Origin of the sequence: Micromonospora sp. NBC_01739 (assembly GCF_035920385.1) — a bacterium.
Taxonomy (GTDB): Bacteria; Actinomycetota; Actinomycetes; order Mycobacteriales; family Micromonosporaceae; genus Micromonospora.
Genome location: NZ_CP109151.1, coordinates 128,994 through 150,454, shown reverse-complemented (window position 1 = coordinate 150,454; position 21,461 = coordinate 128,994). Strand labels below are relative to the sequence as shown.

Here is a 21,461-nt window from a genome sequence, read left to right as displayed (position 1 = left end):
TCGTCAGGGGGTGGCGCGGCGGATGATCAGGTAGCTGATCACGGCCAGGGGCAGGGTCAGCAGGGCCGGCCAGCCGACCAGGAGGGCGGCACCGGACTGGTCGGCGAACCAGCCGCCGATCGCCGACCACCAGCCCTGCCAGGTGACCAGCACCGCGGCGCCACCGAGACCCACCAGGGTCGCCGCCGACAGGGTGAGCATCCCGTTCATCCCCCAGCGCTTGAAAACCACGGCGATGGCGATGCCGAGGAAACCGAGCAGCAGGAAGGGGATGGCGAAGCCGAGGTACCGCAGGATCGGGTTGTCGACCATCAGGAAGGGAATGCCGAAGAAGCGCAGGTTCACTCCCCAGCCGTCGGTGGCCTCCTCGATCACGGCCAGCAGGTAGAGCACCCCCGCATAGACGACGGCCTGCGCGACGAAGTGGAGCACGTTGCCGAGGTAGAAGCTGCGGCGGGAGACACCCAGCCCCATGGCGAACGGGAAGTCCATGGTGATCGCACTGATGCTGGCCACGAACATCACCACGTAGATGCTCATCGAGCCGCCGGTGATGGGCTCGAAGTCCTCCTTCTCACCGATGGCACTGAACAGGGCCAGGTTGATCAGGAAGCTGAGGGCGAGGATCCCCCACGGCCAGCCGACCACGGTGCGCCAGGCCACGAACTGCATCCGGGCGACGGTCAGGGTGCGGTTCATCCGACGACCTCCTTGTCGGCCGTGACGACACTGCCGGCGTCTGCTGCGGAGTGTGTCGAGGTGGTCAGGCGTACGACGATGTCTTGCAGGGAAGAGGCGGTCAGGTCCACTCCGGCGGCACGGGCCCGGTCGCGCTCGGCCGGCCCGAACTCACCGCGTACGGTGGCCCGCACCGTCGCACCGAGGCGTACCCGGTGCAGTTCGGTGCCGCCGCGGGCGAACTCGTCGACCGCGTCGGCCGGCCCGGAGGCGATGACCACCTGGCCGCGCAGTTCGTCGGTCTCGGCGTCCAGCAGCAGGCGCCCCTGGTCGATCAGCAGGACGTGCTCGATCAGGTCGCTGACCTCGTCGATCAGGTGGGTCGAGAGCACGATGGTGCGCGGGTGCTCGGCGAAGTCGGCCAGCAGCCGGTCGTAGAAGATCTGCCGGGCCACCGCGTCCAGGCCCAGGTAGGGCTCGTCGAAGAAGGTCAAGGGGGCCCGGGCGGCCAGCCCGACGACGATGCCCAGGGAGGAGAGCATTCCCCGCGACAGCTTGCGGACGTTGCGCTGCAGCGGCAGCCGGAAGTCCTCGACCAACTGCTGGGCGTACTCCTCGTCCCAGTTGGGATGGACCAGGGCGGCGGCCCGGAGTACGTGCTTGACGGCCAGGTTCGAGGGGTAGGTCTGGCTCTCCTTGATGAAGGAGATCCGGGAGAGCACCCGCTCGTTCTCGTAGGGGTGCTCCCCGAAGACCGCGATCTTCCCGCTGGTGGCGAAGATCTGGGCGGTGAGGAGCTGCATCAGGGTCGTCTTGCCGGCACCGTTGCGCCCCAGCAGGCCGTAGATGCGGTTCTCCGCCAGCGTGAAGCTGACCCGGTCCAGCGCGACGACCTCGCCGTACCGTTTGGTGAGGTCGGTGACGGTGACCACCGGGTTCATCGGGTCTCCTCCCAGGTATCGATCATGTTCTTGAGTTCGGCCGGATCGATGCCGAGCTTGCGTGCCTCGGTCACCAGCGGTTGCACGTACTGCCGGGCGAACTCGTCACGGCGCCGGGCGCGCAGCTTGGCGCGGGCGCCGGAGGAGACGAACATCCCGATTCCTCGTTTCTTGTAGAGCGTTCCGTCGTCGACCAGCTTGTTGACGCCCTTGGCGGCGGTCGCGGGGTTGATCCGGTGGAAGGCCGCCAACTCGTTCGTCGAGGGCACCTGGCTCTCCTCGGCCAGGGTCCCGTCCAGGATCGAGTTCTCCAGCAGCTCCGCGATCTGCTGGAAGATCGGCCGGCCGTCCTCCATCACTCCCCCGCCACACCATGTTGGTTGGCTGGTTCATTACTCATGTAACTAACCATGCAACCAAGGAGGCTCAATGTCAAGGTCGCCCGCCGGTGCAGAACCGGCGGGCGACCGTGAAGCGGTTGGCCTCCGAGGCCGGCTACCTGCTCAGACGTACGGCGGCTGGGCGTACGCGGCACGCAACGCGGCCAGCCCGGGAGCCTTGGGGCTCAAGGTGCCCCAGCCGGAGTTGAAGTAGTTGGTCCGGGCGAAGAAGGGCCCCCGCTCCGCGTTGAGCCGGGCGATCGCGGCCGGCACGGTGGCTATCCAGGCCGCCTGGTCCGGGATCTCGGCCACCCGGGCCCCCCACTCGGCGACGATCACCCGCCGGGACAGGGCCACCGGCCCCAGATCGGCCACCGCCCAGTCCTTGGTACGGCGGAACCGGGCCAGGGCAGTGTCCGAGGCGCTCGTCGCGTACACGTTCCATTGCAGGTAGTCCAGCCGCGACATCAACGACTCCGGATGGGTCCGGGTGAAGGAGGCCCGGTTGAAGCCCCCGGATCCAACCGAGAAGGTGCTCCCCGAGGGCGGCCCCTTGTCTCGGAACCAGTCGACGATGTACGTCACCGCCCGGGCGTCCGACTGCGCCCAGGTGTACGCCCTGCCGTTTTCGGTGGTGCCGAACTCGTTGTCGGTGTCCAGTTCGGAGGCGAGCTGGATGTTCACCCCGAAGCCCAGGGTCCGGTACTGCGACAGGGCCCGGGCGAACAGTCCGTCGCCCTGCCCGGAGGTTACCCGGGGCATCAGGCCACCGCCCGGAACACGGCCACGGCACCGTTGTCCGACACCCGGGTCCAGGTACGGTCCGAGTCGTCCGTGACGGTCAGGGTCAGGGGGTCGATGACGGCGCTGACCGTGACCGGGGCGCTGCTGTTGCCCTGGTCGTCGGTGACCACCAGGGTGACCGTGAAGGTCTTCGGGTCGGGGTCGCCGTAGGCGACCGTGAGCAGCATCTGGGCACCGGGGGCGTAGGTGGTCGAATGGAGAGAGGCGGTCACCGTGGGAGCGGCCATCAGGCGCTCCTTCCTGGTTCGGGGTCACCACGGCCCAGCGGCGGCGCGCGTCGACGGCCGGGATCGGCTGACACGCGGGGGCGGAACCTGGCGGGCTGAGGGGTGGCGACATCGCTGTCGGGCATGATGCAGGCGATCCGGCGGAGGGCCTGCTGTCCCCGTACGGCCGTGAAGAGTCGGATGTGGGCCCGCCATCCGCAGCCTTCTGACCTGTTACAACAGTGCATCGGGGCAGGCCCTGACATCCTGTCGCCTTGCTGACACTTCGGAGGATTCCCGGTGAAGTACCTGATGTTGATCTATGGCAACGAGCAGATCTGGGGCAGCCTGCCCGGCGGCGACCTGGCCGCGTTGATCGGCGAGGTGAACGCCTTCAACGAGGAACTGCGCGCCCGGGGTGAACTGGTCGACGTGCAGGGGCTGGACTCCCCGGCCCGCTCGGTGCGGATGACCGGGGACACCCCGGTGGTCACCGACGGGCCGTACCTGGAGGCGAAGGAGTACGTCGGGTCGTACTTCGTGGTCGATGTCGACAGTGAGCAACGGGCGCTGGAGATCGCCCGGTCGTACCCGGGTCTGCGGTTCGCCCCCGGCCTCGGCGGCGGCATCGAGATGTGGCCGTTGATGACCCACGAGGGGGCCGACCACTGAGCCTCGACGAGCACGCCGCCGAACTGCTGCGCCGCCTGTCCCCCCAGGTGCTCGGCGTGCTGGTGCGCCGCTACGGCGACTTCACCGCAGCCGAGGACGCCGTGCAGGAGGCGATCGTCGCCGCCGTGGAGAGCTGGCCGCGCGACGGCGTACCGGAGCATCCGGCGGCCTGGCTGCACACCGTGGCCGCCCGCCGCTACGTCGACCAGGTGCGCTCCGAGGCCGCCCGGGCACGCCGCGAGCGTACGGTGCTCGACGCCACCCCGCGTGACGCGCTGGTCGGCCCGCCCTCGGACGCCGACCCGCCCCGCGACGACCTGCTGGAGTTGTTCCTGCTCTGCTGCCATCCGGCGTTGCCGGCCGAGGCGCAGGTGGCCCTGACCCTGCGGGCCCTGGGCGGACTGACCACGGCGGAGGTCGCGGCGGCCTTCCTGGTGCCGGAGAAGACCATGGCCCAGCGGATCTTCCGGGCCAAGCAGCGGCTGCGCCAGGTGGGTGCCCGGTTCGAGTTGCCGCCGGAGGCTGAGCAGAGCGCCCGGCTGGCTGCGGTCCGCCAGGTGCTGTACCTGATCTTCAACGAGGGCTACAGCGCCAGCAGCGGCCCGCAGTTGCACCGGCCCGACCTGACCCGGCGGGCGCTGTGGCTGACCCGCCGACTGCACGACCGGCTGCCCGAGGACGGGGAGACCACCGGCCTGCTCGCGCTGATGATGCTGACCGAGGCCCGGTCCGCCGCCCGGGTGGGCCCGGACGGCGAGTTGGTGCCGCTGACCGAGCAGGACCGCCGCCGGTGGGACCGGAGGGCCATCGCCGAGGGCAGCGCGCTGGTGGAGCAGGCCCTGACCGCCTCGACCCCGGGGCCGTACCAGATCCAGGCCGCGATCGCCGCCGTGCACGCCGAGGCATCGACCACTGAGGAGACCGACTGGCCGCAGGTGCTGGCCCTGTACGAGCTGCTGGAACGCCTGGCACCCAACCCGGTGGCGTCCCTGAGCCGGGCCGTGGCGGTGGGCATGGTGCACGGCCCGGCCGCTGGGCTGGCCCTGTTGGCGCACCTGGAATCGGGCATCCTCGCCGGGCACCACCGGCTGCACGCCGTCCGCGCGCACCTGCTGGAGCTGGCCGGCGACCGGGCCGGCGCGGCAACGGCCTGGCGGCGGGCGGCGGAGCTCGCCGGCAGCGACCCCGAACGCCGGCACCTGCTCCGCCGGGCTGCCGCCGCAACTGACTCTGGTCGCAGTGCAGGGGTCACCAGGGCTCGGGGATGTTCACCGCCAGGCAGCGCTGCGTACCGAGAAGAGGCTTGTAGCAGGCGGACGCCTCCAGGTTGTAGCTGTGGTCGTTGCGGTGGAAGGAGGTGGTGCCACCGTTGAGGCAGGTGCTGCCGCTGACGGTCGTCCCGCCGGTGACCGTCCCGCTGGCGCACGCCCCCTTGGCGACGGCGGTCTTCTCCACCGTGTTCAGCGAGGAACGCAGATCCCCCGCCTGGTGGACGCCGTATCCGATGAGGCTGACGCCGGATCGGGTGACGGTGTACTGGTACGCCGTGGAGGTGTAGTACGACCAGCTGGCCCCGGTCCCGACGGTGCGCAGCCCCGAATCGGTGGCCGAGCCGGGGATGAACATGTAGAAACCCTTGTCGTTGGTGTTCGTTCCGTCGATCATCCGGTAGACGATCACCAACAGCCCCTGGTCGTAGCTGACCGTGTTGTATGTCAGGTAGCTGCCGTTACCGCAGGTGGTGCGGTCGGCGATGTAGCCGACACCGTACGCGTACAGCATCACCCGGGCGCAGCGTCCGTCCGCTGCGGTGTCCTCGATGGTGCCGAGGGTGGCCGAGGTGCCGGCGTTGTCGGTGGCGTAACCGGTCAGGCGTACCCCGGGCAGTGTGCCGGAGTACTGGTAGGCGTTCGGTTGGTAGTAGCTCCACGAGGCCGACCAGCCGGCACCTGAGGGCAGTGCGAGCGCCGGCGTGGCGGGCAGCAGGGCAACAGCGAGCGTGGCGACCAGTGCGGCGGCCAGTGTGGCGGCCGACCGTCGTAGGGACAGTGTCCTCATCGGCTCCTCCGTCTTGAGGCACGAGTCCACGAGCAGCGGATCTCTCACCGAATGATGACGGTCCACCCGGCGGCGCGAACGTCTCTGTCTCCAGGCAGACAGCGGCGTCGCAACGAGGTCCGTGTCGGTGATTCAGATCACAGTCAATCGCGGTAGTTGGCGTCGGTTCGGCTCCGATCCATCGGCGGGCGGGCACCCGTGGCGGGTGTCGCTAGACCGAGAGGAACGAGATGACCAAGGTGACCGCGCAGATGTCGGTGTCGCTGGACGGCTTCTACGCCGGCCCCCGGCATGACGGCGACGGTGACTGGCTGCATTCGGCGGAGAGCCACGGCTTCTTCCGGGTGACCCGCTGGGCCACCGAGGCGATGTCCTGGCGGGAACGGCAGGGCTTCGCCGGTGGCGCGCAGGACGTCAACTCCGACATCCTGGCCGAGTCGTTCGAGGCAGCCGGCGCGTACGTGATGGGTCGCCGGATGGCCGACGGCGGTGAGGTGCCGTGGGGCGACGAGCCGCCGTTCCGGGCACCGGTCTTCGTGGTCACCCACCGACCCCGCCCGACGCTGGTGCGCAAGGGTGGCACCAGTTTCACGTACGTCACCGACGGCGTCGCCAGCGCGGTGGCCCAGGCACGGGCCGCCGCGGGTGGCAGGGACGTGGCGGTTTCCGGGGGCGGCAGCCTGTTCCGGCAGGTCCTGCGCGCCGGTCTGCTCGACGAGTTCGAGCTGCACATCGCGCCGGTGGTGCTGGGCACCGGGATGCGGCTGTTCGACGCCGACCTGGACCTGGCCGACTTCGAGGCCATCGAACTGACCCCGACCCGGGTCGTGTCCGCGCCGCAGATCACCCACATCCGGTACGCGGTGCACGGGCGTGCTCCCCTCACCCTCGACGACCGGGGTCGCAGCTAGGGGTGGAGTCCTCCGGCGTGGTGGCGCGTCCGGCGGGGTTGCGGCGCGGCACATGCTCGGCGACACGGGGCGTCGAGAATGTGCGTCCGCGCCTAGAGTGACGGCAATCGTCGTCCAAGGAGGTGCGGTGTCCGAGCCGCCACCGGTCGAGCCGTCCCCGGATGCCGTCGGGGAGTCCCGCGAGGCCCCTGCTCCGACCGTCGCCGTCCCGGCGGATCCCGCCGGGGCGGCCCCCCGCCTGCTGGTCGTACCGGCCACCGAAGGATTGCCCTCCATCGTGTGGCCCGGTCCGACCGACCAGCCCGCCTGGGCGATCCCGGTGCAGGTGCCACCCGGCACCCGGGGCTACGCGATCTTCCTACCGCTGGTGCAGGAAGGCGAGCCCGCCACCGTAGCCGCGCCGCCCGCGCAGCGGACACCGGCCACCACCACACCCTCCACGACCACACCGGCTGCTGATGCACCACCGGCCGCTGCGCCGACCACGACAACCCCCGCCGGGCAGCCCTCATCCCCCGGTCAGCTTGCGCCCGCGGGGCGGCCGGGGGCGGCGAAGCCGGGTGGGTTCCCGGGTTCGTATCCGCCGCCCGGTCCGGCGTACGCCTTCAAGCCGACGCCCCCGCCGCCGACCTTCTTCGACCGGGTGTGGCCCGGCCCGCAGACGACCGGTCACCTGGCCACCCCGCTGGCCGTGCTGGTCGGGGCGCTGGGGGTGGCGGCCTTCGTGCCGTTGGGTCGTACCGGCATCGGCTGGTTCCTCGGTGGGCTGGTGCTCACGGTCGCGGTCGTTCTGGCGGTCCGGCAGCACACCGCCGAGCTTGCCCCTACCGAACGGTGGGTCCGGGCCGGTTGGGCCGGTGCCGCCGTGGCCCTGCTCGCCGTGCTGACCTTCCGAAACGCCTGGTGGCTGGTGACCTTCTGTGTGCTGGGGGCACTGGGCTGCGCCGCCCTGGCCATCGTGGGTGGGCGACGGGTGCGGTCGATCCTGTTCAGTGTGGTGGCCGCACCGATAGCCGGGCTGCGCGGGCTGCCCTGGGTACGCCGACACCTGCGGGCCCCCGGCAGTCCCGGCAGCGTACGCCGGGTGGTCGGTTCGGTGGTCGCCACCGTGATCGTCCTGGTGGTCTTCGGTCCCCTGCTGTCGTCGGCCGACGCCGCCTTCTCGCAGGCCCTCGGCGCGCTGCTGCCCGAGATCAGTGTCAGTGGTGTGTTCCGGTGGCTGTTCCTGGCGGCCGTGGGCGGCCTGATCGCGGTGGCCGCCGTCTACACGCTCGCCGCGCCACCGGATCTGTCCGGGGTGGACCGGCCCACCAACCGTCGGCTCGGCCTGCTGGAGTGGGCGCCGCCGATCGCCGCGCTGACCGCCCTGTTCGGCGGCTTCGTGGCGGTGCAGTTCACCGTCCTCTTCGGCGGGCAGCGGCATGTGTTGCAGACCACCGGCCTCAGCTACGCCGAGTACGCCCGCAGCGGCTTCTGGCAGTTGGTCGTGGTGACCGTGCTGACCCTGGCGGTGCTCGGCGGGGTGACCCGCTTCGCCCGGCGGGAGCGGCACCTCGACCGGGTGCTGCTGCGGGTCCTGCTCGGCCTGCTCAGCGCCCTGACCGTGGTCATCGTGGTGTCCGCCTTGTCGCGGATGTACACATACCAGAAGGTCTACAGCTTCACCGGCGAACGGATCTTCGTGATGGCCTTCGAGCTGCTGCTCGGGGCGGTCTTCCTGATGATCCTGGTGGCCGGCGTACGCTGGCGCGGCGGTTGGATCCCCCGGCTGGCCACGGCACTCGCGGTGGTGCTGCTGCTGGGTCTGGCGGTGCTCAACCCGGAGGACTACGCGGCCCGGCGCAATGTCGCCCGGTACCAGGAGACCGGCCGCATCGACGCCTGGTACCTGCGCGCCCTCTCCGCCGACGCCACGCCCGCCCTGGCCGCCCTGCCCGATCCGGTACGCCGCTGCACGCTGAGCTGGATCGCGAACGACCTGGCCGAACCGGACCCCTGGTACGCCTGGAACCGGGGTCGGGACCGGGCCCGGGCGGTGCTGGACCGGCTGGGGCCGGAGGCTATCGGCAACCAGCGGGACTGCCGCCGCGCCGACCAGTTCGACCTGCCGAAGACCCGCCGCTGACGGGCTGGAGTCAGCGCCGTTGCAGCGGCTCCATCCGGTTCCATCCGGCCCAGCCGCGCTCGCGCAGCAGGTTCCATAGCCGCTGCACCCTGGGGTCGGACTCCACGGCCAGGGCGTCGACGAGGTCATTCGGCAACTCGTCGTACGTCTCGTCGCTGAGGATCTCGCCGGAGCGGTACGCCTGCTCGGCCAGGCCCACCATGATGTCGGCGGCTTCCGCCAGCCGGGGGTCGTCGGTCTCCCCCGGCTCGTCGTCGAAGATCTCCGACAGCACCCGGTACAGCCGGACGACCTGCGGGTCATCGAGTTGGGCCAGCTTGCCGGGCATGAATTCGGCTATCCGTTCGGGCCAGCGGGCGGCGACCAGGATCCAGCCGTCCCGCTCCCCCTCCACCACCCGTTCCGACACCCCCAGCTCGCGGAGCCGGTCGAGGTAGGCGGCGACCTCCGGTGGGAGGGTCAGCCGGTCCCCGCCGACCAGTTGCGCGATCTGCCTGCGGCTGGTCTCCAACCGCTCGATCTGGTCCCGCAACCGCTCGTCGATGGTCCGGATCGCGTCGGCGAAGGCCGCAGGGTCGGCGTCGAGCAACTCACCGATACGGGCCAACGGCACACCGGCGTTGGCCAGGGTACGGATCTTCACTAGCGACACGACCGCCTTGGCGCCGTACCGTCGGTAGCCGGAGGAATCCCGTTCCGGCTCGGGCAACAGCCCTACCTGGTGATAGTGCCGCACCGCGCGCACGGTGACCCCGGCGTACGCCGCCAGTTGCCCGATCGTCAGCATGCTCCGATCCTGCCCCTCTCCACCGCCGACTCAGGCGACCCGACGCCGGTAGGTCAGCACCGCGAGGAGGTAGGCGACGACGAGGAGACCGACGCACCAGGCCAGGGCGGTCCAGATGTCGGCACCCACCGGCTGCCCGGCGAACAGGTCCCGGATCGCGTCGACGATCGCGGTCACCGGCTGATGCTCGGCGAAGCCCCGGACCGGGCCGGGCATCGACCCGGTGGGTACGAAGGCCGAACTGACGAACGGCAGAAACACCAGTGGGTACGCGAACCCGCTCGCGCCGTCCACGGACTTCGCGGTCAGGCCGGGCAACACGGCCAGCCAGGTCAGGGCCAGGGTTAGCAGGACCAGGATGCCGGCGACCGCTAGCCACCCCAGCACCCCCGCCCCGGTACGGAAGCCCACCACCAAGGCCACGCCGACGACCACCGCCAGCGAGATCAGGTTGGCGACCAGCGAGGTCAGGACGTGCGCCCACAGCACGGAGGACCGGGCGATCGGCATGGACTGGAACCGTTCGACGATGCCGCCCTGCATGTCCAGGAAGAGCCGAAAGGCGGTGTAGGAGATACCGGAGGCGATCGTGATGACCAGGATGCCGGGCAGCAGATAGTTCACGTACGACTCGGACCCGGTCTCGATCGCGCCGCCGAAGACGTAGACGAACAGCAGCAGGAAAGCGATCGGCATGATCGCGGTGGTGATGATGGTGTCCGGGCTGCGGGCGATGTGGCGCAGTGAGCGGCCCAGCAGGACCCCGGTGTCGCCGAGCAGATGTCTGGTCATCGGTCCGCCCTCTCCGTTCCGGGGCCGACCAGGGCCAGGAAGACCTCCTCGAGACTCGGCTGCTTCTCGACGTACTCGACCTCGGGTGCGGGGAGCAGCCGCTTGAGTTCACCCAGGGTGCCGTCGACGATGATCCGACCTTGGTGGAGGATCGCGATCCGGTCGGCGAGTTGCTCCGCCTCGTCGAGATGCTGGGTGGTGAGCAGCACCGTCGTACCTCCTCCGGCGAGTTCCCGGACGGCCTGCCAGACCTCGATGCGCGCCTGCGGGTCCAGCCCGGTGGTCGGCTCGTCCAGGAAGATCACCGGCGGGTCCCCGATGAGGCTCATCGCGATGTCCAGCCGACGGCGCATTCCCCCGGAGTAGGTCGCCACCCGCCGGTCGGCCGCCTCCGTCAGCGAGAAGCGCCGCAGCAGGTCGTCCGCGATCGCACCCGGGGCCGCCAGGTGCCGGAGCCGGGCCACCAGGACCAGGTTCTCCCGCCCGGTGAGGATCTCGTCGACCGCCGCGAACTGCCCGGTCAGGCTGATCGACCTGCGTACGTCGTCGGCCTGGGTGCCGACATCGAACCCGTTGACCCGGACGGTCCCCGCGTCGGCCTTGAGCAGGGTGGCCAGGATCTTCACCAGGGTGGTCTTGCCCGCCCCGTTCGAGCCGAGCAGGGCGACGATGCTGCCCCACGCCACGTCGAGGTCCACGCCGCGCAGCACCGGCAACTGCTTGAACGACTTCGCCAGATTTCGTACCTGGATCGCCGGCCCCTCGGCCCGACCGGCTGGTGGTGGAATGCTCATGACCGGCAGCATGGGGGGTTGACGCTGCGTCAGGGTCAAGCCCCGTCCGCCGCCCCCTGACAAAGGCTTCCGACGCGGTCCCTGCATGGTCTTCTTCGATGGCACCGACGGCACCCGGCTCGCCTACCACCAGGTTGGCGAGGGTGCCCCGCTGATCTGCCTTCCCGGCGGCCCGATGCAGTCCTCGGCCTACCTCGGGGACCTGGGCGGGTTGTCGGCCCATCGCCTGCTCGTACGCCTCGACCTGCGTGGGACCGGTGATTCGGCCATCCCGGCGGACCCGGCGACGTATCGCGTCGACCGGCTCGTCGGGGACGTCGAAGCGCTACGCGCGCATCTCGGCCAGGAGCGGATCGACCTGCTGGGGCACTCGGCCGGCGGCGGTCTCGCCGTGCGATACGCCGCCCGCCACCCCGACCGGATCGGCCGTCTCGTGCTGGTCACCCCCAGCCCGCGCGTGGTCGACCTGGAGGTCACCGACGCCGACCGTCGCCGGGTCGCGGAACTGCGCCACAGCGAACCCTGGTTCCCTGCCGCCTTCGCCGCCTTCGAGCGGATCTGGTCGGGCGACGCCACCGAGGCTGACTGGCAGGCGATCGAACCCTTCATGCACGGCCGATGGGATGCCGACGTCCGGGCTCGACTCGACCGAGAGGCGAGTCAGCGGAACGCGGAGGCGGCCGGCATCTACTACTCGGCCGGGGCCGTTGACCCGCAGGCGACCAGAGCCGGCCTCGCCCACCTCCGGGCACCGGTCCTGCTCGTCGCCGGCGAATACGACGTCGCACTCCCCCCTAGCTGCGCAGCCGCGTACGCTGCCCTGTTTCCGCAGGCTGAGCTGGCCGTGCTGCCGGCCGGCGGACACCAGCCCTGGCACGACGATCCGGCGTGGTTCCGACAGACCCTGACAGCGTTCCTGCGCTGACCGGCTCGCCGGATGCACGGAGACGAGTCAGCGGCGGGTGCCAGACCGGGTCAGGTGTCACACCGCCATCGATCCACCTCGACGTTGACGGCAAGTCGGCGGCGTCGGGATCTAGCGTGGCATGCCTCGTTGATCTCCCTGGTCAGCGAACAGACAGCCCGGATTACGCCAGGAGCTAGAACCGTAGAACATTTAGTTCTACACTCGTGTCCATGGAACGCATCGGTGTCCGGGAGCTAAACCAGAACACGAGCCAGGTGTTGGCTCGGGTGAGTGGCGGGGAGACCGTCGAGATCACCGATCGTGGACACCCGATCGCTCGACTTGTTCCGGTGGGCGACGACAGGTCGATTCTGGCCAAGCTGGTAGCGGCAGGGCGGGCCGTCGCCCCCACCGGAGGGGGCTCTGTTCCACTTCCACCGAAGCTCGGTGACGAGAGTGTAGACGTGGCCGCCTCGCTCGCTGCAATGCGTGACGAGGAGCGCTGGTGATCTATCTCGATTCCGCCGCCGTCGTCAAGCTGGTGCGGCAGGAAGCATGCAGCGCCGACCTTGTCTCCTGGCTCAACAAGCACGACGACGTGCCGCTGGTCTCCTCCGCGCTCGTCGAGGTGGAAGTGCCCAGAGCGCTGCGCCGATCAGCTCCGCAGGCGTTGATCGGAGTGCCGGCTGCTGTCGGACGGCTGTTCCGACTGGAGATCGACAGCACGATCCGTGCAACCGCAGCCGCGTTCGCCGAGCCGACGCTCCGCAGCCTCGACGCCATCCACCTGGCCACCGCCCAGGTACTGACCAACGAGTCCGGCACGGCACTCACCGCCTTCGTCACCTACGACCGGCGGCTGCTCGATTGCGCCAAGGAAGCAGGACTACCCGTAGCAAGCCCCGGCCAGAACTGACCCGCGAATCCACCACCCTGTACGAAGTCCGGCCGCCGCTTGACGCCCGGCCACGACGACGGCCGTGGCCTGCGTTTGCGGACTTGCACCCCTCCGTTTGGGTATCCGTTTCGAGTGGGGCGGGCGGGACTCGAACCCGCGACCGAGGGATTATGAGTCCCCTGCTCTAACCGGCTGAGCTACCGCCCCGGCACCAGGGCCGGAGTCATCCCGCCCCTGTCGATCACCGGCCGCTCATTACCGGCGTCGCCCTCCGCCTCAGCAGCACGATGGGCAACGCGAGAATACAGCGGGCAGCCGGCAAATCTGATCCCGCCCCGCCCACCGGCCGCACCAGCAGTGTCGATGCAACTGACGCCCTGGTAGCGGACATTCTCGGGCGGCCTCGAAACGGCGAATGCCCACCGGGCTGCCGGTGGGCATGTCGTGCTGGAGAAGCAAGCTCCCCCGTTTGGACTCGAACCAAAAACCTGCCGGTTAACAGCCGGCTGCTCTGCCAATTGAGCTACGGGGGACTGCACCGCCGCCCGGTGCGGATCTCTCCGCGCCGTGCGCCGGGCACAAGAGTACAGGACTCCGGGGGGTCTTGGTCCAGGGGGTTACCCTCACGATCAGCGGGGCACACCGATCGGATTGTGTGGGGCAAATCGCCATCGCGGCACAAGGAGGTATGAGCAGAGAGCAGGATGGGTAGTTAGCTGCCGACGACAGGACGCAGGCGCGAACTGGTCGGCCCCGCCCCCGGGTTCGGGGGTGGGTCGACGGCGCGTCAGGTACGAGAGGAGCCGCCATGCGCGGAAAGATCATGTTCCTTGGCGGGCTGGCTGCAGGGTTCGTCCTGGGCGCCCGTGCCGGCCGTGAGAAGTACGAGGAGTTGATGGTCCAGGGTCGCAAGGTGCTCGACCACCCGACCGTCCAGGAGGCGGCCGGGGTAGCCCAGGCCCAGGCCAGCCGGCTCTACAACGAGGGCAAGGACAAGCTCGGCCACTCGAAGCTGGGCGAGAAGCTGAGCCCGAACGGCAAGCACGAGTCCAGCTCCGCCGACGATGCCTTCGCCGGCACGCCGGCCACGGCGGGCGCCAAGTCCAGTTCCAGCTCGTCGGGGTCGACCACCAGCTCGTCGACCACCGGGTCGACGAGCTCGACCACGGCCCGTAGCAAGCCGTCCGGCACCAACGGCACGAACCTGTAGCAACCCTTTCAGCCGGGCCCGATCGCCACTGCGGCGGTGGGGCCCGGCTGCTGTGTGTGCACCTCAGGCAAAGCGTCCAGCCCTCGCGGGGTAACTTTCGCCCGTATTGAACAAAAGTCCCGGCGATTTCGCGGGAACTTCTGCCTCCAACCTCTTCTCTTTATCGTCTGCCGCAAATATCGTCCTCGTTAGACCTGGCCAGGCTCGTTTGGTAACCCCCCAACCGCCTCGGCACCGCGTGTGCCGGGGCGGAGCTGACCGATCAGAGCGAGGTTCGATGCGCAGACCGTTGGGCCGCAGAGCCCTCACCTATCTGAGTCTCCTCACCCTCGTCGGCGCGACACTCGTCGCGACCGGGACCCGGCACACGGCAGCGGCGCAGGCCGCACCGGTGGCGGACGGAGCAACAACGACCAACAACGGCATCCAGTACAAGGTGCTCGTCTTCACCCGATCGGCCGACGGCACCCACCCGGCCACGGCGGCCGGTGTCGACGCCATCCGGCAGCTCGGCAAGCAACGACGGTTCACCGTGGACGTCACCGATGACGCCCGCAGGTTCCGCGAGCCGCACCTGAAGCAGTTCCGCGCCGTGGTGTTCCTGAACACCTCCGGCGATGTGCTCGACGACGCTCAACGAGCCGCGTTCGAGAAGTACTACCGCGCTGGTGGCGGTTTCGTCGGCGTGCACTCGGCGATCGAGGCGGAGCCGGGCTGGAGCTTCCTCGACGAGGTCCTCGGCACCCGCGCCGTCGGCGCGGCGACGCCGGCCAGCGCCGCCACGGTGACCGTGGCCGACCGGGTGCACCCGGCCTCGGCCGCGCTGCCCGAGCGGTGGACCACGACCGACCGGTGGTACAACTTCGCGGCCAACGTCCGAGGCTTCTCGCACGTCCTGGCGACCGTGGACGAGAAGACGTACGCCGGCGGCAGCATGGGTTTCGACCACCCCATCACCTGGTGCAAGGACTACCAGGGCGGCCGCTCGTTCTACACCGGACTCGGGGCCACCCCGGAAAGCTTCAGCGGCACTGACCTGCGCGCCCACTTGGGCGGCGCGATCCAGTGGGCGGCCGGCGTCACCGACGGCGACTGTGGCGCGACCGTGCTGGCCAACTACCAGATGACGGTGATCGGCGCGCAGCCCAACGTCAACGAGCCGATCGGCTTCGACGTGCTGCCCGACGGGCGGGTCATCCAGACCGACCGACGTGGCGGCGTACGGCTGCACGAGCCGGACGGTAACCGCACCACCCTGCTGGCCCAGATCCCGGTCTACACCCACAGCGAGGACGGGATGTACGGCCCGGCGATCGACAAGGACTTCGCCACCAACAGGTGGGTCTACCTGTTCTACGCCCCACCGGGCGACACTCCCACCGGCGCGGCGCCGACGACCAGCACCAACCCCAACGCCTGGGACAACTGGAAGGGCTACTTCCAGCTGTCGCGGTTCAAGTTCGTCGACGGCGAGAACCCCTCGCTCGACCTGAGCACCGAGCAGAAGATCATGCAGGTGCCGGTGGACCGGGGTGCCTGCTGTCACGTCGGAGGGGACATCGCCTTCGACTCGGAGAACAATCTGTGGCTGGTCACCGGGGACGACACCCCGGCCGGCGGCGGTGGTTCGGGCGGCTTCTCCCCGCACAACGACTCGGTGAGCGCGAGCGGGATCTACCAGGCGCCGTTCGTGGACGCCCGGCGCAGCTCCGCCAACACCAACGACCTGCGGGGCAAGATCCTGCGGATCAAGGTCCAGGCGGACGGCAGCTACACCATCCCCGAGGGGAACCTCTTCCCCGAGGCGCAGGACCCGGGTGACAAGACCCGACCGGAGATCTACGCGATGGGGCTGCGCAACCCGTTCCGGATCACCCTGGACAAGAATGACGTCGCCTACATCACCGACTACTCCCCCGACTCCTCGACCGCCACGGTCGGGCGGGGGCCGGCGGGCACCGGCCGGATGATGGTCGTCGACAAGCCCGCGAACTACGGCTGGCCGATGTGCGTACAGCCGGACCTGCCGTACTTCGAGATGAACTGGACCACGAGCCCGATCTCGCCGATCGCACCGTTCGACTGCGCGGCGCCGAAGAACACCTCCCGGCACAACACCGGCCTGGTGGACCTGCCGCCGGTGGAGAAGTCGGAGCTCTGGTACTCCTTCCAGGCCCCGACGCCCTGCCCGGAGTCCTACCTGTCCACTCCCACCCAGACCTGCCCGGCGCTCTTCCCGGAGCTCGGCACCGGCGGTGTGGGTCCGCACGGCGCGGCGAAGTACGACTACGACCCGGAGCTGAGGTCGGAGACGAAGTTCCCCGCGTACTACGACGGCGCGATCTTCTTCGGCGAGTTCACCCGGGACTACCTGCGGGAGGTCCGGCTCGACTCGCAGGGCGGCGTCCTGAAGATCAACGATCTGTTGAGCTGCGGCGGAGGCCCGGTCACACCGGCCAAGCCGTTCCTCTGCGACAACCCGATGGACATGATGTGGGGCCCCGACGGCAACTTCTACCTGCTGACGTACGGGGACGGGTTCTTCAACATCAACCCGGACGCGGCGATGGTGAAGTTCAGCTACGTCAAGGGCCTGCGGGCGCCGACGGCCGTGCTGAACGCGACCCCGACCAACGGGCAGGCCCCGTTGACGGTGGCCTTCTCCAGTGACGGGTCACGCGACCCGGACCCGGCGGACTCCATCTCGTACGCCTGGGACTTCGACGGCAACGGCACGACCGACTCCGTCGACCCGAACCCCTCGTTCACGTACACCAGCAACGGCGTCTACACGGCGCGGCTGACGGTGACCGACTCCAGCGGCAAGACCGCTACGGCGAACACCACCATCACGGTCGGCAACACCGCCCCGACGGTCCGGGTGGACGTACCGATCGAGGGTGGGTTCTTCAGCTGGGGTGACGACATCCCCTGGTCGGTGACGGTCACCGACCCGGAGGACGGCCCGATCGACTGCTCGAAGGTGGAGGTGACCTTCGTCCTCGGCCACGACGACCACGGTCATGGGGAGGCCAACCAGCTCGGTTGTTCCGGGGTGCTGCCCACGCTCGCCGACGACGCCTCGCACGGCGGCTACATCTACGGCGTGATCAGCGCGACCTACACCGACAACGGCGCCAACGGTCAGCCGCCGCTGACCACCATCGGTCAGCAGGTCATCCAGGACAAGTTGCAGCAGGTGGAGTTCGCCCGCAACCAGTCCGGCACCACGGTCGGCAACACCGCGGACGCCGGCGGCGGGCAGCAACGCGGCAGCCTCGACAACGGTGACTGGATCGCCGTCAACGGCACGGTCAACCTGCGGAACATCGACTCGGTGACCCTGCGTACCTCCGGTGGTAGCGCGGCCACGGCCGGGCAGCCACGGTTCAACGTCGAGTTCCGCCGGGACTCGCCGACCGGTCCGCTGCTGACCACCGCCACGGTCAACGCGACCACCGGCAACAACGCCTTCACCAGCACCAGCGTGCCGATCACCGACCCCGGTGACACCTTCCGGCTCTACCTGGTGTTCACCCCGGTTCCGGGCGGCCCGGCCGGCGGCTTCGGCAACCTCAACTGGGTGCAGTTCAACGGTCCGGGCATCGGCCTCACCCCGTAGGCACCATGCGGCTGGGGTCGTCACCCGGCGACCCCAGCCATCTCACCGGTAACACCACCGAGAAAGGCAGTACGACATGAGCGACAGTCAGCACGGATTGAGCCGGCGTCGGATCCTCGGCGCCTTCGCCGGGGTCGCCGGCGCGGCGGCCGTCGGCGCCGCCGGCTTCGGCTCCGCCGCCGTGGCCAACGGCAAGGGCAACGGCAACGGGGTGCTCGTCCCGCCGGGCAAGCGGGGCATCATCCTGTACAGCGTCCGGGACCGGATCAGCGCCGCCCCGGACACCAGCGGCGTGCCGTACGGCTTCGAGCGGGTGCTCGGCCGGCTCGCCGAGATCGGCTACAAGGAGGTCGAGTTCGCCGGCTACAACCAGCACACGAGCATCCTGGGCAGGCAGATCACCCCGACGGAGATCCGGAAGATCCTGGACGACAACGGGCTGCGCGCCAACGGCTCACACGCCTCGATCCCCGGCACGGTCACGCCGGACACCATCGCCGCGTTCGAGCGGACCCTCGACACCGCCGAGATCCTCGGCATGCAGCACATCGGCACCGGCAGCGACCCGACGAACAGCAACTACAAGGCCGACTGGGACGCCGCCGCCGATCGGTGGAACCTGTTCGGTGAGATGGCCCGCGCCCGTGGGCTGAAGCTGTACACGCACAACCACGACGCGGCGTACAACTTCCTGCTCGACAGCGGGCCGCTGGACGGGCTGGGCCGGCCCACCCGGTCCTCCGGCATCCGCAAGCTGGAGTACTTCTTCGACAGGACCGAGGCCGACAAGGTCTTCTTCGAGATGGACATCTACTGGGCGCACGTGGCCCAGCACCGCTTCCGCGCCTACACCGACCCGGACGGCAACCTGCAGACCGACGTCTTCGACCCGCTGGCCACGGTGGCGACCCGGACCATGCGGTTCCCGCTGTTCCACGCGAAGGACGGCGCGTTCAACCCGAACGTCGCGGCCGGGTACGAGATGGTGCCGCTCGGCCAGGGCGACATCGACTACGGCAACTTCTTCGCCAACATGGGCGCCAAGGGCTACCACAACCCGATGTGGGAGCAGGACAACGCGCCGGGCGGGGCCGCCGACCCGGGCCGTTCGCTGCGCTACGCCGAGGTGAGCTACCAGCACATGTCGGGTCTGCGGGGCTGACGGACCGGACATGCGGGAGACCGTGGACATGGTGCCGGCGGGCGTGCCCGCTGTGCCGGCACCGCCCGCGGTGACACCCCCGGGGCCGCATCCGTCACCGGATGCGGCCCCGGGCGCTACAGGCTGGAAACACCCACATGGGAGACTTCGGACGGGAGGTGTTGGTGATGACGCTCGTCCGACCAGAGAATCCGCAGCAGGCGAGACTGGTCCGACTGTTACGCGACGACGGCCCCCGCTCCCGGGTGGAGTTGGGCGACCTCCTGGGGTTGTCCCGCTCGACCCTCACCACCGAGTTGGATCGGCTCGTCGCCCGCGGGCTGGTAGAGACCGCCGGGCAGGCCGCCTCCCGGGGCGGACGCCGGTCCTCGCTGCTGCGTCTGGCGGCCCGGGTGCGATTCGCCAGCGTCGTCGTGGCGGCCGACCGGATCAGCGTGGCGCTGACCGACGGTGAGCTCAACGTGCTGGCCGAGACCGGTGAACCGGCGGAGGTTCGGGGCGGGCCGGAACCGGTGATCGCCCGCGCCGTCGAACTGGTCGAGAAGCTTCGCGCCGAACTCGGCGTCGCCGAACTCACCGGGGTCGGCATCGCGCTGCCCGGGCCGGTCGACGACGGCAGCTCGGTCGCGCCGGCCGTGCTGCCCGGCTGGCAGCGGTTCCCGGTCCGGGACGCCTTCGCCACCGAGTTGGGCTGTCCGGCGCTGGTCGACAACGACGCGAACGTGCTCGCCCTCGGTGAACAGCACGCCGGCATCGGCCGGACCTTCGACGACTTCCTGTACCTGAAGCTCGGCACCGCGATCGGCTGCGGCCTGGTGCTCAACGGCTCCCTCTACCGGGGGGCGACGAGCAGCGCCGGCGACATCGCCCACCTGCCGCTCGGTGAGGACGGGCCGGTCTGCGCCTGCGGTGAGTTCGGCTGCCTGGAGGCGTACTGCGGTGACGCGGGGCTGATCCGGGCGGCGTCGGCGGCTGCCCGCGGTGGCCGGTCGGAGTTGCTGGCGGCCCGGCTGGCCGAGACGGGCACCCTGACCGTGCCGGACATCGCCTCGGCGGCGACCGCCGGTGATCCCGCCGCCCAGGCGCTGGTCCGTGACGCGGCCCGCCGGGTGGGGCGGGTGCTAGTCGGCCTGGTCAGCTTCTTCAACCCGGGCATCGTGGTGATCGGCGGGGCACCGGACGGGCTCGGGCACATCCTGCTCTCCGAGATCCGCGGGGTGGTCTACCGCCGATCCGCGCCGCTGGCCACCGGGACGATGCCGGTGGTCCTCTCCGACCTGGCCGACCGGGCCGCCCTGGTGGGTGCGGCCCGGCTGGCCAGCGATCACGTCTTCACCTCGGGCTGAGGGCGTCGGCACAGCCGCCGGTGCGGCCCTTCACCGTCCGGCGTGGTCGGCGTACCCCCTGAGGGGCCCGGGTGGTCGCCGGGCCCCTCAGGGATCTGCTCAGTCCTTGCTGCTGAACGCCGCGTCGAAGGCGGCGGCGGGGGCGTCGAAAGCTAGCCGGCGGACGAACTGAAGGGCCTCGGGGGCACCGGCCAGGCGGTCCATGCCGGCGTCCTCCCACTCGATCGAGATCGGGCCGTCGTAGCCGATCGCGTTGAGGGCCCGGAAGCAGTCCTCCCACGGCACGTCACCGTGGCCGGTGGAGACGAAGTCCCAGCCGCGCCGCAGGTCCGCCCAGGGCAGGTGGGAGGCCAGCCGGCCCCGCCGCCCGTCGCCGGTACGCACCTTGGCGTCCTTGCAGTCGACGTGGTAGATCCGGTCGGCGAAGTCGAAGATGAAGTTGACCGGGTCCAGCTCCTGCCAGACGAAGTGCGAGGGGTCCCAGTTCAGGCCGAAGGCGGGCCGGTGGTCGATCGCCTCCAGGGTCCGCTTGGTGGTGTAGTAGTCGTAGGCGATCTCGCTGGGGTGCACCTCGTGGGCGAACCGCACCCCCACCTCGTCGAAGACGTCGAGGATCGGGTTCCACCGGTCGGCGAAGTCCTGGTAGCCGCGTTCGATCATCGCGGGCGGCACCGGGGGGAACATCGCCAGGGTGTGCCAGATCGACGAGCCGGTGAAGCCGACGACCGTGTTGACGCCGAGCTTGGCCGCCGCCCGGGCGGTGTCCTTGATCTCCGCGGCGGCCCGCTGGCGTACCCCTTCGGGCTCACCGTCGCCCCAGATCCGGGCGGGCAGGATGCCCTGGTGCCGCTCGTCGATCGGATGATCGCAGACCGCCTGGCCGACCAGGTGGTTGGAGATCGTGAAGACCTGGAGGTTGTGCTTGGCCAGGGTCTCCCGCTTGCGCTCGATGTACGAGTCGTCCGCGAGGGCCTTGTCGACCTCGAAGTGGTCGCCCCAGCAGGCCAGCTCCAGACCGTCGTAGCCCCACTCGGCGGCGAGCCGGCACACCTCGTCGAACGGAAGGTCGGCCCACTGGCCGGTGAACAGCGTGATCGGTCGCGCCATCAGTCCTTTTCCCCTGTCGTGGTGAGGGGGATTCCGTACCTGCGTGACCGGGGCGAGGGAT

The 21,461-nt window shown here is 69.9% G+C and carries 19 protein-coding genes, 2 tRNA genes and 1 pseudogene; 11 read left to right on the top strand and 11 right to left on the bottom strand.

Features of this window, described 5'->3' with window-relative positions:
• Positions 1-3: 3 nt before the first annotated feature.
• The 5 genes and pseudogenes from OIE53_RS00675 to OIE53_RS00655 form a co-directional block, all read right to left on the bottom strand.
• Positions 4-699, bottom strand: coding sequence for an ABC transporter permease (locus tag OIE53_RS00675; RefSeq protein ID WP_327024592.1), 696 nt, complete (start codon positions 697-699; stop codon positions 4-6).
• Complete coding sequence (locus tag OIE53_RS00670; RefSeq protein ID WP_327024591.1) at positions 696-1,619, bottom strand: ABC transporter ATP-binding protein; 924 nt, start codon at positions 1,617-1,619, stop codon at positions 696-698. The genes OIE53_RS00675 and OIE53_RS00670 overlap by 4 nt, the downstream gene beginning before the upstream one ends.
• Entirely contained in the window at positions 1,616-1,975 is a 360-nt protein-coding gene (locus OIE53_RS00665) for a GntR family transcriptional regulator (protein ID WP_327024590.1), read from the bottom strand. Before OIE53_RS00665 ends, OIE53_RS00670 begins: the two co-directional genes overlap by 4 nt.
• 147 nt (positions 1,976-2,122) lie before the next feature.
• Positions 2,123-2,755, bottom strand: a pseudogene (locus tag OIE53_RS00660) (hypothetical protein); the annotation flags it as partial.
• Positions 2,756-2,760: 5 nt separating this feature from the next.
• Entirely contained in the window at positions 2,761-3,030 is a 270-nt protein-coding gene (locus OIE53_RS00655) for a hypothetical protein (RefSeq protein WP_327024589.1), read from the bottom strand.
• A gap of 279 nt (positions 3,031-3,309) precedes the next feature.
• Between OIE53_RS00655 and OIE53_RS00650 the strand changes: the two genes are divergently transcribed.
• The 4 genes from OIE53_RS00650 (at position 3,310) to OIE53_RS00635 (ending at position 8,775) form a co-directional block, all read left to right on the top strand.
• Entirely contained in the window at positions 3,310-3,681 is a 372-nt protein-coding gene (locus OIE53_RS00650) for a YciI family protein (RefSeq protein WP_327024588.1), read from the top strand.
• The gene (locus tag OIE53_RS00645) at positions 3,645-5,054 is read left to right on the top strand and encodes an RNA polymerase sigma factor (RefSeq protein WP_327024587.1); all 1,410 of its coding nucleotides are present in this window, start codon (positions 3,645-3,647) and stop codon (positions 5,052-5,054) included. The genes OIE53_RS00650 and OIE53_RS00645 overlap by 37 nt, the downstream gene beginning before the upstream one ends.
• Before the next feature lie 915 nt (positions 5,055-5,969).
• The gene (locus OIE53_RS00640) at positions 5,970-6,650 is read left to right on the top strand and encodes a dihydrofolate reductase family protein (protein ID WP_327024586.1); all 681 of its coding nucleotides are present in this window, start codon (positions 5,970-5,972) and stop codon (positions 6,648-6,650) included.
• A 127-nt stretch (positions 6,651-6,777) separates the two neighbouring features.
• Entirely contained in the window at positions 6,778-8,775 is a 1,998-nt protein-coding gene (locus OIE53_RS00635) for a DUF4153 domain-containing protein (protein WP_327024585.1), read from the top strand.
• A gap of 10 nt (positions 8,776-8,785) precedes the next feature.
• Here the strand turns inward: OIE53_RS00635 and OIE53_RS00630 are convergent, their stop codons facing one another.
• The 3 genes from OIE53_RS00630 to OIE53_RS00620 are packed head-to-tail and all read right to left on the bottom strand — an operon-like array spanning position 8,786 to position 11,148.
• Positions 8,786-9,562, bottom strand: a complete 777-nt coding sequence (locus OIE53_RS00630; RefSeq protein ID WP_327024584.1) for a helix-turn-helix domain-containing protein — start codon at positions 9,560-9,562, stop codon at positions 8,786-8,788.
• 30 nt (positions 9,563-9,592) lie between these two features.
• The gene (locus OIE53_RS00625) at positions 9,593-10,354 is read right to left on the bottom strand and encodes an ABC transporter permease (RefSeq protein ID WP_327024583.1); all 762 of its coding nucleotides are present in this window, start codon (positions 10,352-10,354) and stop codon (positions 9,593-9,595) included.
• On the bottom strand, positions 10,351-11,148 hold the full coding sequence (locus OIE53_RS00620; RefSeq protein ID WP_327024582.1) for an ABC transporter ATP-binding protein: 798 nt from the start codon (positions 11,146-11,148) through the stop codon (positions 10,351-10,353). The genes OIE53_RS00625 and OIE53_RS00620 overlap by 4 nt, the downstream gene beginning before the upstream one ends.
• 85 nt (positions 11,149-11,233) lie before the next feature.
• Between OIE53_RS00620 and OIE53_RS00615 the strand changes: the two genes are divergently transcribed.
• From OIE53_RS00615 to OIE53_RS00605, 3 genes are all read left to right on the top strand, one after another.
• Positions 11,234-12,073: an alpha/beta fold hydrolase gene (locus tag OIE53_RS00615; protein ID WP_327024581.1), complete on the top strand. Its 840-nt coding sequence runs from the start codon at positions 11,234-11,236 to the stop codon at positions 12,071-12,073.
• Between the two features lie 212 nt (positions 12,074-12,285).
• On the top strand, positions 12,286-12,564 hold the full coding sequence (locus OIE53_RS00610; protein WP_199714641.1) for a type II toxin-antitoxin system Phd/YefM family antitoxin: 279 nt from the start codon (positions 12,286-12,288) through the stop codon (positions 12,562-12,564).
• Entirely contained in the window at positions 12,561-12,971 is a 411-nt protein-coding gene (locus OIE53_RS00605; RefSeq protein ID WP_119578710.1) for a type II toxin-antitoxin system VapC family toxin, read from the top strand. Before OIE53_RS00610 ends, OIE53_RS00605 begins: the two co-directional genes overlap by 4 nt.
• 115 nt (positions 12,972-13,086) lie before the next feature.
• Here the strand turns inward: OIE53_RS00605 and OIE53_RS00600 are convergent.
• Positions 13,087-13,160 (bottom strand) — tRNA-Ile (locus OIE53_RS00600).
• Positions 13,161-13,413: 253 nt separating this feature from the next.
• Positions 13,414-13,486: transfer RNA gene (locus OIE53_RS00595), tRNA-Asn, on the bottom strand.
• A gap of 275 nt (positions 13,487-13,761) precedes the next feature.
• On the opposite strand from OIE53_RS00595, the gene OIE53_RS00590 reads away from it, so the two are divergent.
• The 4 genes from OIE53_RS00590 to OIE53_RS00575 all read left to right on the top strand — a co-directional run bounded on the left by OIE53_RS00590 (position 13,762) and on the right by OIE53_RS00575 (position 20,293).
• Positions 13,762-14,163, top strand: coding sequence for a hypothetical protein (locus tag OIE53_RS00590; protein ID WP_327024580.1), 402 nt, complete (start codon positions 13,762-13,764; stop codon positions 14,161-14,163).
• Positions 14,164-14,440: 277 nt separating this feature from the next.
• Positions 14,441-17,785 (top strand): ThuA domain-containing protein, encoded by a 3,345-nt coding sequence (locus tag OIE53_RS00585; protein WP_327024579.1) that lies wholly within the window; start codon positions 14,441-14,443, stop codon positions 17,783-17,785.
• Between the two features lie 76 nt (positions 17,786-17,861).
• A complete protein-coding gene (locus tag OIE53_RS00580) occupies positions 17,862-18,947 on the top strand; it encodes a sugar phosphate isomerase/epimerase family protein (RefSeq protein WP_327024578.1) in 1,086 nt (361 codons plus the stop codon).
• Between the two features lie 167 nt (positions 18,948-19,114).
• Positions 19,115-20,293 carry an ROK family transcriptional regulator gene (locus tag OIE53_RS00575; protein WP_327024577.1) on the top strand — a complete coding sequence of 393 codons (1,179 nt, stop codon included), beginning with the start codon at positions 19,115-19,117 and terminating at the stop codon, positions 20,291-20,293.
• 99 nt (positions 20,294-20,392) lie between these two features.
• On the opposite strand, the gene OIE53_RS00570 is transcribed toward OIE53_RS00575, so the two are convergent.
• Positions 20,393-21,400: a sugar phosphate isomerase/epimerase family protein gene (locus tag OIE53_RS00570; RefSeq protein ID WP_327024576.1), complete on the bottom strand. Its 1,008-nt coding sequence runs from the start codon at positions 21,398-21,400 to the stop codon at positions 20,393-20,395.
• Between the last annotated feature and the right edge of the window lie 61 nt (positions 21,401-21,461).